The sequence below is a fragment of the Lentibacillus halophilus genome (assembly GCF_039522485.1).
Lineage (GTDB): Bacteria > Bacillota > Bacilli > Bacillales > Amphibacillaceae > Lentibacillus > Lentibacillus halophilus.
On the sequence record NZ_BAAADM010000054.1, the window covers coordinates 372,245 to 386,349 of the forward strand.

Sequence of the window (14,105 nt, forward strand, 5' to 3'; positions counted from 1 at the left end):
ATAATAATGATTTATTCATACGCTCGATAGGCCCCCAACATCCAGACATATTTCTCCATCTTGCCTTGAAGAGTAATCAGTAAATCCATGGTTGGTCCGTCGTTTTCTTCCGATGCGTATGGTATTCCTTCTTTTTTTATTTCCTTAATTATTTGCTGATAATCGGTCACCAGCCGCGCTATCATTTCGTTTTCTTTGTCATCGGCTGAGGCTTCATCAAGTGTTGCTTCTTTTATGTATTTGCTCATGGTGGCCAATGGCTTGCCATCAATCATCAACACCCTTTCTGCGATCACATCAATATCATTGGCCATTGCCGTATACATATCTTCAAACATATCATGCAGTTGAAAGAAATGCGGCCCCTGTACAAACCAGTGGTAACGATGCAACTTGACATACATGACAAAATGGTTGGATAATAATTGATTCAAAAAGTTAATAAGCTTTTGATTATCCATTTGAAACACCCCGCTTTTATTATGCTCGGAATGTGTTCCATTTAAACACTGTCTACATAACCCGTTTGAACATTTTTTCAAGTTCGTAAGACGAAAAATGAATGATGACAGGACGACCATGCGGACATGTGAACGGATCGTTCGCTTGTCGCAAGTCGTTCAGTAGTCTTGTCATATCTTCTTGATTTAAATAATGGTTTGCTTTGATCGACCGTTTGCAGGACATCAAGGCAGCCGCATCTTCCCGGATTGCCTCGATATTGATGGTTTCCCGTTGTATCATTTGTTCAATCATTCCCCGGATGATATCTTCTTCCAGTCCATCTGGAAACCAAACCGGTAAGGATCGTATAATGTATGACTGTTGTCCAAATGGCTCTAAAAATAACCCGACGCTGGCTAATTCGTCTTTATGCTGTTCGATAAACATCGCTTCCTGTTTCGAAAAATCAAATGTTAATGGAATTAAGAGCTCTTGAACTTCATTAGGCGTCTGTCCCAAATGTTTTCGAAATTGTTCAAATTTAATCCGTTCTTGGGCTGCGTGCTGATCAATCATATAAAAGCCGTTCTCGTTTTGGGCGAGAATATAGGTGCCATGCAGCTGGCCGATGGGATAAATGACCGGCATTGATTCGTTTTTCCCGTTCTCTGGATCCATGTCGTGTTCAGCCGTTGTCCGCTTTACAGCTCCAACATTGTCTCCATTGCTGGTATCATCGGGCGTTTCTCCGGATATGGCCACCGATTCCGGTTCTTCATGCAACAGAGGTTCCTCTGACGTTAAGGCTGGCCGGGGTTCGTTCACTTGTTCGTGTGTTTCGTTCGATGAGTGTTTTGAAACCGGTTCGTCCAACGGCATGGCGTTTTGTACGGTAACCGTGCTTGGCTCCGACTTTTTCTGTTCCATTTCCGGTATGAGCGATGTACGACGAAACGTTGAACGAATCATTTCTTCTATGGCTGCAACGAGTTCCTGATCTTTACTGAAGCGGGCTTCCAGCTTGGTTGGATGAACATTAACATCCATCAGAATGGGATCCATTTCAATAGCTAACACCGTGATCGGAAATCGGCCGACAGGTAGCAATGTATGATACCCTCTTAAAATAGCCTGCGACAACTGCATACTTTTGATATAGCGTCCATTAATAATTGTGGATATATAATTGCGCGACGCTCTGGTAGTCTCGGGTTTTGTGATATAGCCTTTGATGGAAAAGTCCAGGGTTTCATGCTGGATTGGAAGCATCTTCCTGGCTGTTCCCATGCCATAGATGTGACCGATTACTTGCAGAAGATCACCGCTGCCGGTTGTTTTAAAAAGTGATTTGCCATTATGACGCAGCTCAAAACGGATATCGGGGTGAGAAATTGCCAGCCGGTTCAGCAAATCGGTTACATGTCCTAATTCTGTATGAATGGTTTTCATATATTTTAACCGTGCCGGTGTGTTAAAGAACAAGTTTTCCACTACTATTTCCGTTCCTTTGCGGGCATCACTTTTTGAACGTTCTTTTATGGTACCACCTTCAAATTGCAGGTATGTGCCAGCATTGTCTCCCTGTGACGTTTTCACAGTCAGTCTGCTCACAGCAGCAATACTGGCGAGGGCTTCTCCTCGAAATCCCAATGTATTGACGCGAAACAAGTCAGTTTCATTTTTAATTTTGCTTGTCGCGTGTCGTAAAAAGGCCTTCTCCGCATCTTCTTCCGTCATCCCGTTGCCATTATCCGTTACTTTGACCTTTTCCAATCCGGCTTCAGTCAATTCTACCGCTATAAATGTGCTGTCGGCATCGATACTGTTTTCAATCAGTTCTTTGACAACGGAAGCAGGACGTTCCACGACTTCTCCTGCGGCTATTTTATTGGAAAGCGCATCCGGCATTTGAAAAATTTCCATGGAATTTGTCCTTTCCTGGCTTATTTTTTGGCTTTTTGTTGAAGTCGATACAATGTATTCATGGCATCAAGTGGTGTCATGTCAAACAAATTCATAGTTTTTAAATCATTGAGAATAATCGATTCTGTTTGTTCTGCAACAGGTTTTTTCTCTTTTACACTGTTTTCTTCACCAAAGAACGACAATTGACCGCTATCGTCAGTCTTTGTCGTGTCACTGTTTTCCAATTGATCCAGAATGGTATTCGCCCGTTCAATAAGTGGGGATGGAAGCTCTGCCAATTTGGCAACTTGAATGCCGTAGCTCTGATCAGCAGCACCTTCTTTGACTTGGTGCAAAAAAATGACATTCCCGTCGTATTCGTCAGCGCGGACATGAATGTTTTTTAGCTTTTCCAGTGAATTCTCAAGAGCTGTCAATTCATGATAATGCGTTGAAAATACTGTTTTCGCATGAATCTTGTCATGAATGTGTTCAACAACAGCCTGTGCTAAAGCCATTCCGTCATAGGTGCTTGTACCGCGTCCGATTTCATCGAGAAGAATTAGGCTGTTTTCCGTGGCGTTTTCGATCGCATGGTTGGTTTCAAGCATTTCAACCATAAATGTACTTTGCCCGGAAACAAGGTCATCAGCAGCTCCTATACGAGTGAAAATTTGATCAAATAACAATAGCTCTGCTGCTTCACACGGGACGTAGCAACCAATTTGTCCCATAATCACCGTTAAGGCCAGCTGGCGCATATAGGTACTTTTTCCGGACATATTCGGACCGGTAATAAGCAGGATTGATGTTTCATCATCGAGCTGAATATGATTCGGTACAAACGTATCATCGTGCATCACCTGCTCCACAACAGGGTGACGTCCATTATTGATGGACAAACGATGGGATGAAAACACCGGACGTGTATACCCGTTGCTTTCACTGACCGTCGCAAATCCTTGCAGAACATCAATCTGGCTGATAGTCTCCGCTAAAAGTTGTATAGAGGAAATATGTTCTTTCACTGTATCACGAATCGTATTGAATAATTGATACTCCAGATCCACACTTTTTTCTTCGGCTTCCAGAATTAAGGCCTCTTTTTCCTTCAGTTCCGGCGTTATATATCGTTCCGCATTGGTTAGTGTCTGTTTTCGTTCATATCGTTCTTCCGGCAAAAGATGCAGATTGGCTTTCGTCACTTCAATATAATACCCGAAAACACGGTTGAATCCAACTTTTAACGATTTAATACCGGTAGCTGCTTTTTCTTTTTGCTCCAATTCTGCTATCCATTGCTTTCCATTGCGTGACGCTTCCCGATAGGAATCAAGCTTTTCATCATAACCATCTTTAATGATAGAGCCTTCAGTAATGGATATAGGTGGTTCGTCGGCCAGGCTTTGTTCGAGCAAGGATACAAGGTCTTCCGGGTATTGCAATTTATTATAAAACGCACGTATACCATCATCATTGAATACACTTAAAATCTGCTTCACATCAGGAATTTTAGCAAGTGATTGCTTAAGTTGAAGCAAATCACGCGCGTTCACATTCCCATAAGCGATTCTGCCGGCAAGCCGTTCCAAATCATAAACGGATCGCAGTGTTTCCCTGAGTTCATCCCGTTCCATAAAACCGTTCAGCAACTGTTCTACAACGTTAAGGCGGTTTTCAATTTCCTGTTTATAAAGAAGCGGGCGATCCAGCCATTTTTTAAGCATTCGCGATCCCATCGCTGTCACTGTTTGATCAAGTACCCAGAGCAGACTGCCATGTTTGCCTTTTTTCATGATTGTTTCCGTTAATTCCAAGTTGCGTTTGGAATACATATCCAGAGACAGATGTTGGTCCAATTCGATGACAGCAGCCGGCTGTAAATGATCCAGCGAACGTTTTTGCGTTTCCTGAATGTAATTAAGAAGCCGGCTGAATGCCTTAACCAATCGTTGATCATTCAAATGGCTGCACAATTCACGGTACTCCGCATTAAATGTTGTGTCATCCATATAGGACAACGTGATGTTCAGTTTGTCTTTCAGATCGTTTTGCAGAACGTCCGGCAGTTCTGAGGAAATGACCATTTCTTTGACCGGCTGGTTGTAAAGTTCATGAAGCACAGCATTCCACCCGGCTGAAATAAGTGCAACGTTTGTTTCCCCTACCGACAAATCATTATAAACTATCACGTACGAGCCTTCTGAAAAATGGGATATGCTAGCGATATAATGGTTGCTCTGTTCGTCCAACATAGTATTTTCCATGACGGTCCCTGGAGTGATTAATTGAATGACTTCCCGTTTAACAACGCCTTTGGTTGCTTTCGGGTCTTCAACCTGCTCACAGATGGCGACTTTATAACCTTTATCGATTAAAGTTTTAATATAGGTTTCAGCGGAATGGTAGGGTACACCGCACATAGGGACGGAATCCTGTTTTCCACCATCCCGTTTTGTCAATGTGATTTCCAATTCCCTGGCTGCCTGAATAGCATCATCAAAAAACATCTCATAAAAGTCACCCAATCGGAAAAATAGAAACGCGTCTTTGTGATCCGCTTTTATCTTTAAATATTGCTCCATCATTGGTGTATTTACAGCCATAATGCATCCTCCAGAACGTACTTGCGAATATATTGTTCTATTATAGCATATTTAACCGAACCCAGACGAATGCCCGGGACGGATCAGAAGAAAAACTTACGAGAGTATTACCCCTCGTAAGTTCTTCAATCTTTATCCCGGTTAACAAAATCAGGTTTTACGTCATGTAGTTCGTCATCGGTGATATCAAAATTCCAGTCATCGTCATCATCCAGTGTGAATCCTTTAGGGTCAACCTTAACAGCAACCTTCGTTTCGCCAATAATTTGTACGACAAATTCGCGTTCCACGTCAACAGAAATGTTGTTTCCATGACTGTCTATCTCACATTCCAGGCAATTCGGCTGCTGTATGACCTTGGCTATAACATCATAGTCATCATTCAGGCAATTATCATCTTTAACAGATAAGGGAATATGGTCATAATACGTAACACGTTCTGTGACGACTTCTGTTTTAGTGTTGTCATTGTACGAATACCAGATGTTAATGTCGTAGCTTCCATTGATTTCCACCGTGTCCTCTGATTTTTTCTTGGCGTTGTACAGATGATTGATAACCCAGCAACCGAGTATGCTTGATGGTCTGTGGGACGGTTGGATGTGGTGGGTGGCTTGAGTGAACTTTCTTCCTTTTCCACAAACAGCCTTTGTTATAACTTCTCGGTAATCATGATCAAGAAATGACATAGCTTCGTTACCTCCTTTTTCTCATAGTCATCGTATGCAAGACAAATACCTAAAGTGACTCATGAGAAAGAAGGAACGCAAAAAAGCCGGGTTCCTATTCACCCGGCCAGTGTATGCTGTTGACATCAAACTGATACTCAATCAAGTATATGATCGGGGCAGAAAAGATAACATTATTAACTGTTCGCTGCTTCTTCATCTCCCCATTTGGTTCCTGTTGTGCCTTCCAGAAGGTTGCCACCTGTTGATGTGATAACATTGTTGGTCACTTCTCTGGAAATGGTGCCGGACACCAGCTGCAATACATCGTTGACGACACCCTGCGTTTCTTTGAATTCCTGTACAATGGGTATGGCATCCACTTCCTCATGGAGCCGATCGATTTCTTCTTCCACATTTTTCAATGCTTCTGTTTTACCATATGCTTGAAAATTAACGGCTTGTTTCTGTAATGTTTTAATTTTTTTAATCAGTTGCTGCACCTTTTGATTGTTATTAATTTTGGCTTCTACTTGTTTAAAACGGTCAATCTCTTCTGTATTCGCCAGCATATCAGCAAGATGTTTTGCTTCATCCAAAATTTCTTTTCGAGAATATTGTGCCATATTATTTCACCTCTGCCGTCGTTTCTGCCATAACGCCGTTTAACGACCATGTTTTCGTTTCGGTAATTTGGACATCAACCAAGCTTCCAATAAGGGATTTGGGTCCCTTAAAGTTGACAAGTTTATTGCGCTCAGTATACCCAGCAAGCACATCCGGATCCTTTTTACTTTCGCCGTCCACAAGCACTTTCACAACTTGATCCTGATACTGTCCCATTGATTCAGCCGATTGCTTATTCACGAGTTCATTCAGACGGTAGAGACGCTGTTTCTTAACGTCTTCTGGCACATCATCCTGTTTGCGTGCAGCTGGAGTGCCTTCCCGCGGTGAATAAATGAATGTGAACGCCGATTCAAATCCGACTTCTTCCACCAGCGACATGGTTTCTTCAAATTGTTCTTCCGTTTCATTCGGGAATCCGACGATGATATCGGTCGTCAGCGTTGCATTTGGCATGGCTTGGCGTATTTTCCGCACTAATTCCAAATACTCTTCACGGGTGTATCGACGGTTCATCTTTTTCAGTACCTCGCTGCTTCCCGATTGTACAGGCAAATGAATGTGGTCAAGTAAGTTTCCGCCTTGAGAAAGTACCTCAATCAGACGGTCATCAAAGTCTCTTGGGTGGGAAGTAGTGAAACGGATTCTTGGAATGTCAATTTTATGAAGGTCGTCCATCAAGTCACCCAAACCATAGTCCGAATCGTCAAAATCCTTGCCGTATGCATTGACATTCTGACCGAGCAACGTAATTTCTTTATATCCCTGGGCTGTCAGGTGACGAACTTCCTGAATGATATCTTCTGGCAGACGGCTGCGTTCTTTGCCCCGTGTCATAGGGACGATGCAGTACGTACAAAATTTATCACAACCGTACATAATGTTGACCCATGCTTTCACACTGCCTTTGCGGGCTTTCGGAAGGTTTTCAATAATATCGCCTTCTTTGGACCACACTTCGACTACTTTTTCTTTACTGAACATAGCATCTTTCACAAGGTGTGGCAGGCGGTGTATGTTATGGGTCCCGAAAATCAGATCGATTTGCGGATGCTTTTGAAGAATTCGATTGACCACTTTTTCTTCCTGCGACATGCAGCCGCATACGCCCAGAATTAAATCCGGATTTTCCCGTTTCAAGGCTTTCAGATGACCAATTTCCCCGAAGACTTTGTTTTCGGCATTTTCCCTTATGGCACATGTGTTTAACAGAATAATATCAGCTTCATGCTTATCATCCGTTGACTCATAACCCATTTCGGACAAAATTCCGGCCATCACTTCCGTATCATGTTCGTTCATCTGGCACCCATATGTTCGAATCATGAATTTTTTATCTTGTCCGATGTTTTCCATTTCTTCGGGGATATTGAAATCGTAATGAACGTCTACGTCATCACGTCCGCGTTTTCTGGCTTTGCTCATATTTGGCGGCTCATACGTTGTTTCGAAGTATTTAGCAATCATATCGTCACTTGTTGTGTTTTTCAGCCGTTGCATATTCTCCGCATCGGATTTTACGTCCGTCGGATTATCAGCCTGTTTGATGTATGATTGCTGCTTTCGTTGTTGTTCGTTCATATCGCAACTCCTTTCGTTTATGTCTTTATATAGAAAAGCTTGATCTGCAAAACCATACGTGTTTTTATTATAAAGGTTTCCATTAAAATAAACAATAGATACTGTTTTCACAGGAAATAAAAAGTGCTGCGCTTATGCACAACACTAGAAGGAATGATTATACTATTATCTCGGTTCAACAATCAGCTTAATAGCTGTTCGCTCTTCTTCCTCGATCATAATATCGGTGAATGCCGGTATACAGATGAGATCGACTCCGCTTGGTGCAACAAATCCTCTTGAAATGGCCACAGCCTTGACTGCTTGGTTTAATGCACCGGCACCGATGGCCTGTATCTCCGCTGATCCTCTTTCCCTTAGAACGTTTGCAAGTGCTCCTGCTACTGAATTTGGATTTGATTTAGCTGAAACTTTTAATACTTCCACTACTGGTACCTCCTTCATGTACTATAGTTTTTCTAATGCTACTATATTCTTGGAGATGGTTGCTTATTACTCACATTATGCATCAATTATTCTAAACTTTCAAATAATCAGCTGTCGAATGGGTGATCATCATTAATCATAATCCGTTCAATAGACGTAGCCAGACCCGATGATTCATCAACCGTGACAATCATTCCGTTTAATTGGGTCCGTCCGCTTTTATCAATTTCAAAACGAACCGGCAAGCCCGTCAGAAACTTCTTTATAACTGCATCCTTCTCCATACCCAGAATGGCATCATAAGGTCCAGTCATGCCAACATCGGTTATATAAGCTGTGCCCTTGGGCAATACACGTTCATCTGCAGTTTGTGTATGAGTATGGGTTCCCGCCACTGCACTAACTTTACCGTCGAGATACCATCCCATAGCCTGCTTTTCACTTGTTGCTTCCGCGTGAAAATCAACAAAAATAATATTAGTGCGTTTTTTCGCTATTTCAATTAATTCATCCATTTTTCGAAACGGGTCATCGATCGCTGGCAGAAACGTTCGACCTTGCACATTAATTACAGCTGCTTCTGTTCCATTGATATTCATAAACGTAATACCTTTTCCTGGTGTGCCTTCCGGAAAATTAGCTGGTCGAACCATATTTTTGGCGTCATCAATGAACTCAAATATTTCTTTTTTATCCCATGTATGATTGCCCATGGTGATGACATGAGCGCCCCACTGCAACATTTGTTTATAAATTTTTTGTGTAATCCCTTTACCGGATGCAGCATTTTCTCCGTTGATTATTGTCAGATCAGACCGATGTTTGTCTTGTAATTTCTGTAAATATGTTTGTACCATGTCTCTTCCGGGCGAGCCCGCTACATCACCGATAAACAGTATTTTCATTACGCTTCATCCTAACATGTTATGTCATTTCAGTGTTACATATTGCCATCATATTGTAAAGAAAAGAAAAAGCGGCCAAATTGACCGCTTTTCTCAGTTTTATTTACTTTGCATATTCCACTGAACGTGTTTCTCTGATAACTGTTACTTTAATGTGACCAGGATAATCAAGTTCGCTCTCAATTTGTTTGCGAATATCACGTGCTATACGAGCGGAATCAATATCATCAAGTTCTCCCGGTTTAACCATAATCCGGATTTCCCTACCGGCCTGAATGGCAAACGATTTTTCCACACCGGTAAATGATTCCGAGATTTCTTCCAGTTTTTCGAGACGTTTGATGTAATTTTCCAATGTCTCACTTCTTGCCCCAGGTCTTGCGGCTGACAGTGCGTCTGCAGCAGCAACCAAGACTGAAATAGTGGAAGTGGCTTCTTCATCACCATGGTGTGAAGCAATGGAATTGATGACAACATCGTGTTCCTTATACTTGATTCCAAGCTCCTTGCCAATTTCAACATGGCTTCCCTCGACTTCATGATCAACAGCTTTACCGATATCGTGAAGCAGGCCGGCTCTTCTTGCCAAAGCTTCATCTTCACCTAATTCAGCAGCAAGCAGTCCGGATAGATAAGCTACTTCCGTGGAATGTTTTAACACATTTTGACCGTAGCTTGTACGATATTTCAGACGACCGAGTATTTTAACGAGATCCGGGTGCAGTCCGTGAATGCCAACCTCAAATGTTGTTTCTTCGCCGACTTCGCGGATATAATCATCAATATCGCGTCTGGCTTTGTCAACCATTTCTTCAATTCTAGCAGGATGTATCCGGCCATCTTGAACAAGACGTTCCAAGGACATGCGGGCGATTTCACGGCGAATCGGATCAAATCCTGATAGAACGACTGCTTCTGGTGTGTCATCAATAATCAAATCAATACCGGTTAACGTTTCCAGTGTCCGGATATTGCGTCCTTCTCGTCCAATAATCCGGCCTTTCATCTCATCATTCGGAAGATTGACAACCGATACAGTCGTTTCCGCAACATGGTCAGCAGCACAACGCTGCAGAGCGAGTGAAAGAATATTTTTAGCTTTCTTATCAGCTTCTTCTTTCGCGCGGTTCTCAGCTTCTTTAATCATTAATGCTGATTCATGGTTGACCTCTTGCTCCACTCGGTCCAAAATAACCTGTTTCGCCTGGTCAGTTGTATACCCTGAAATGCGTTCAAGCTCCGTTTGCTGCTCATTAAGTTTTGCTTCCACTTTGCTTTCCATTTCTTCAATTTGTTGTTGTTTTTCTGTTAATGATTCTTCTTTTCCCTCCAGTGTGAGTTCTCGCTTCTCAAGCGCGTCACTCTTATTGTCCAGACTTTCTTCCTTTTGCATCAGACGGTTTTCTTGCTTTTGCACGTCCATCCGGCGCTCACGGAGTTCATCTTCTGTTTCTTGGCGCAGTTTTTGATTTTCATCTTTTGCTTCCAGAAGTGCTTCCTTCTTGGCAGCATCTGCATTTCGATGACCTTCATCAACTATCTGTTTTGCCAAATTTTCCGCACTGGATATTTTAGCCTCTGCAATTGAACGGCGAATCATATAACCAACAACAATACCGACGATCAGGATTACGGCAAGCAAAATGGAGATGATTAAGGGACTATCCATGGTTTCACCTCCTATTGCTATATAGTTGTACAATTGATTCATTATTGTTGGCATGTACAATGTTCAATAATAAATAATTTAATGTATAATAAACTATAAAATTATACAAGTTAATTTTAATGCCACCCATACCCAATGTCAAGGAAACATGCAGTCAACAAAAATAAATCCTTTGCCGATGACCACAGGCAAAGGATTTAATAGCATTGAAAGATGAAGCGCGGTTAGCTTCAGACGTCAAGACTCTCATGATTCTCTTCATCCGATTCATTTTCGGGAGCATCATCCAAGTTATGATACTGACGAATGGCATGATGAATTTCACGTTTGATGTCCTCATTTTCTTTCAGGAACTGTTTGGCGTTTTCTCGTCCCTGTCCCAATCGTTCACTGTTATACGAGTACCAGGCACCACTTTTCGTAATAATATCCAGCTCCGAACCGACATCGAGAATTTCCCCTTCTTTGGAAATGCCTTCTCCATACATTATATCGACTTCTGCTTGTTTGAATGGAGGAGCAACTTTATTCTTAACAACTTTTAATCGCGCTTTGTTGCCTACCACATCATTTCCTTGTTTCAAGGTTTCCGCACGCCGAACCTCGAGTCTGACAGATGAATAAAATTTAAGTGCCCGGCCACCAGTGGTTGTTTCCGGATTACCGAACATAACACCAACTTTTTCTCTGATCTGATTGATAAATACAGCTGTTGTTTTAGACTTGTTGATGGCACCGGATAATTTCCGCAATGCCTGTGACATCAGCCTTGCCTGCAGACCGACATGGGAGTCTCCCATCTCCCCTTCAATTTCTGCTTTTGGTACCAGTGCCGCCACTGAGTCCACTACAATAATGTCGACGGCGCCACTGCGAACGAGTGCCTCAGCAATCTCCAGTGCTTGTTCACCAGTATCCGGTTGTGATAAAAGCAATTCCTCAATATCGACACCAAGAGCCCGTGCATACGTTGGGTCAAGAGCGTGCTCCGCATCGATGAAAGCAGCTTGCCCGCCCTGCTGCTGTGCTTCAGCAATAGCGTGCAGGGCGACGGTTGTTTTACCGGACGATTCGGGCCCGTAGACTTCAACAACACGTCCTCTTGGATAGCCACCAATACCAAGTGCCACATCCAATGCAAGTGAGCCACTCGGAATCGTTGCAACCTTCTGTCCTTCTTGCTCACCCAGTTTCATAATGGATCCTTTGCCAAATTGTTTCTCGATTTGCTTCAATGCCATATCCAAAGCTTGTTGTTTATCTCCCAATGCATTAACCTCCTTTAATGACCTGGTTACATCATACGCTTTTTTTCTTGTTTTGCCAAGGAATAAACGAATGAGTGTTCCCGTATTTTGCCTTGTCTTTTACGTAGAAAAAACACATTTACGCGGATAATAGTCGGTAAAATTCCATTTTTAGTTTGTTTTCCGGTCAATATGTTCATTTTAACAAATGATATAAAAGTTCATAACCCTTTAAAACGGCTTGTTCACGAATGGCGTTGCGATCACCGTAAAAGACATGCTTTTCCACTGGAATTTTTCCGGAACGGTCGGCGGAAAGAGCGATAAACACTGTTCCCGCAGGATGCCCTTCTGAACGATCAGGACCTGCGACACCTGTGAAACTGATGCCAATATCCGCATCCAACCGTGAGCTGACATTGTCGGCCATTGCCCTAGCGCATTCCTCACTGACTGTTCCATGCTCGTTAAGCAGACGGGATTCCACACCGAGCACGTGTTCTTTCACTGTTGTATCGTAGCAGACAATTCCGCCGCGGCATGCGTCTGAAGCTCCAGGAATCGCAATCAACCGGTCTGTAAACATTCCTCCTGTTAAACTTTCCGCTGCCGCCACCGTTTTTCCCTGTTCTTTAAGCCGCTCTAGCACTTGTTCTTCCAATGATTGTTCATCCATACCGAAATAATGATCTCCTACCCTGTTAAGGATGGCGCGTTTGGACTGCTCAATCAAGGTAAGAGCTGCGTCATCCGTTTCGGCTTTAGCTGTCAGTCGAATGGCAACGCCTTCACTTTGTGCTAGGGGGGCAATGGTTGGATTTTCCTGTTGATCAATAAGGTCTTGGATGTCGTGTTCAATCCGCGACTCACCAATGCCTATAAAACGGAGCATAACAGATTTAATAATCCTGTCTTCTCCCGTCAGACGTTGTAAATGTGGAAGCACATGATCGGTCATCATTCGTTTCATTTCATTCGGTACACCGGGCAGGAAAATCCACGTTGTATTTTCAAATGGAACAATCATTCCGGGAGCCATTCCGGTATGATTTTCAAAAACATCAGATTCGACAAATACTCGTGCCTGCTTGCGGTTGTTTGGTGTCATCTTCATTCCTTTTTTATCATAATAGGATTTTATCATTTCCATGGATGGTTCATGTTCTGTCAATTCTTTGCCGGACACCTGCTGGAAAGCCTCCCTTGTTAAATCGTCCTCTGTGGGCCCAAGTCCACCAGTGACGATGATGACATCCGATCGTTTATTCGAAACACGGAACTGTTCTTCCACACGATGACGGTTATCACCAACAACAGCATGATGATGGACATTTATTCCTATGGAAGCAAGCTTTTTTGATATCCATTGCGCATTGGTATCGGCAATCTGTCCAAGCAATAATTCTGTTCCTACTGCAATAATCTCCGTACTAATGGTAGTCATTATTTTGAATCCCTCATTACATGCCAATTTTTAACAAAATATTCCAATCCTGAAAGTACCGTAAAGACAAGCGCTGCATACAGCATGATCAAACCAAGTGGAAATCCTGCGAAAGCAAACGGGAAATTATGAAGCAACAAGATAGCTATGGCAATCATTTGTGTGGCTGTCTTTACTTTCCCCATACTGCCGGCAGCCATGACAACGCCTTCTCCGGCAGCTACCAGTCGCAATCCAGTGACGGCAAATTCTCTGCCGATAATAACAATTACGATCCATCCTGGTGCCAGACCCAAGTCGACAAGCATAATCAGTGCTGAAGCAACCAGCAGCTTATCGGCAAGTGGGTCCAGAAACTTCCCCATGTTTGTAATCAGGTTGTATTTCCGTGCATAGTGCCCATCAACCCAATCAGTTGCAGCTGCGATAATAAATAATAGTGCTGCGATTAGATGAGATACAGGAAGCGCATTGTCACCAATGGACCATTTTCCCCAATCCAGTGGAATGCTCAGTAATAAAATGAAAATAGGCAGTAAAAAAATACGTGAAAGTGTCAACTTGTTCGGTAAATTCATTATCG

Annotated in this window: 12 protein-coding genes; all 12 read right to left on the reverse strand. The window is 42.8% G+C overall.

The genetic code is table 11. The features are described 5' to 3' along the window. Nucleotides 1-11: 11 nt before the first annotated feature. The gene (locus ABDZ72_RS11680; protein ID WP_343753267.1) at nt 12-461 is read right to left on the reverse strand and encodes a Dps family protein; all 450 of its coding nucleotides are present in this window, start codon (nt 459-461) and stop codon (nt 12-14) included. A 52-nt stretch (nt 462-513) separates the two neighbouring features. Further along, nucleotides 514-2,367, reverse strand: coding sequence for a DNA mismatch repair endonuclease MutL (gene mutL, locus ABDZ72_RS11685; protein WP_343753269.1), 1,854 nt, complete (start codon nt 2,365-2,367; stop codon nt 514-516). Between the two features lie 20 nt (nt 2,368-2,387). Then, nucleotides 2,388-4,955 carry a DNA mismatch repair protein MutS gene (gene mutS / locus ABDZ72_RS11690; protein WP_343753271.1) on the reverse strand — a complete coding sequence of 856 codons (2,568 nt, stop codon included), beginning with the start codon at nt 4,953-4,955 and terminating at the stop codon, nt 2,388-2,390. A 125-nt stretch (nt 4,956-5,080) separates the two neighbouring features. Continuing rightward, the gene (gene cotE / locus ABDZ72_RS11695; RefSeq protein WP_343753273.1) at nt 5,081-5,644 is read right to left on the reverse strand and encodes an outer spore coat protein CotE; all 564 of its coding nucleotides are present in this window, start codon (nt 5,642-5,644) and stop codon (nt 5,081-5,083) included. A gap of 176 nt (nt 5,645-5,820) precedes the next feature. Further along, the gene (locus ABDZ72_RS11700; protein ID WP_343753275.1) at nt 5,821-6,249 is read right to left on the reverse strand and encodes a YlbF/YmcA family competence regulator; all 429 of its coding nucleotides are present in this window, start codon (nt 6,247-6,249) and stop codon (nt 5,821-5,823) included. 1 nt (nt 6,250) lies between these two features. Further along, nucleotides 6,251-7,831, reverse strand: coding sequence for a tRNA (N6-isopentenyl adenosine(37)-C2)-methylthiotransferase MiaB (gene miaB / locus ABDZ72_RS11705; protein ID WP_343753277.1), 1,581 nt, complete (start codon nt 7,829-7,831; stop codon nt 6,251-6,253). Nucleotides 7,832-7,996: 165 nt separating this feature from the next. Beyond that, entirely contained in the window at nt 7,997-8,257 is a 261-nt protein-coding gene (locus ABDZ72_RS11710) for a stage V sporulation protein S (RefSeq protein ID WP_129674070.1), read from the reverse strand. 107 nt (nt 8,258-8,364) lie between these two features. Next, nucleotides 8,365-9,162: a TIGR00282 family metallophosphoesterase gene (locus ABDZ72_RS11715; protein ID WP_343753283.1), complete on the reverse strand. Its 798-nt coding sequence runs from the start codon at nt 9,160-9,162 to the stop codon at nt 8,365-8,367. A gap of 103 nt (nt 9,163-9,265) precedes the next feature. Then, nucleotides 9,266-10,831: a ribonuclease Y gene (gene rny, locus ABDZ72_RS11720; protein WP_343753285.1), complete on the reverse strand. Its 1,566-nt coding sequence runs from the start codon at nt 10,829-10,831 to the stop codon at nt 9,266-9,268. Nucleotides 10,832-11,061: 230 nt separating this feature from the next. Continuing rightward, nucleotides 11,062-12,099 (reverse strand): recombinase RecA, encoded by a 1,038-nt coding sequence (gene recA / locus ABDZ72_RS11725; protein ID WP_343753287.1) that lies wholly within the window; start codon nt 12,097-12,099, stop codon nt 11,062-11,064. 175 nt (nt 12,100-12,274) lie between these two features. Then, on the reverse strand, nt 12,275-13,522 hold the full coding sequence (locus ABDZ72_RS11730) for a competence/damage-inducible protein A (protein WP_343753289.1): 1,248 nt from the start codon (nt 13,520-13,522) through the stop codon (nt 12,275-12,277). Further along, on the reverse strand, nt 13,522-14,100 hold the full coding sequence (gene pgsA, locus ABDZ72_RS11735; protein WP_343753291.1) for a CDP-diacylglycerol--glycerol-3-phosphate 3-phosphatidyltransferase: 579 nt from the start codon (nt 14,098-14,100) through the stop codon (nt 13,522-13,524). The genes ABDZ72_RS11730 and pgsA overlap by 1 nt, the downstream gene beginning before the upstream one ends. Nucleotides 14,101-14,105: the final 5 nt, after the last annotated feature.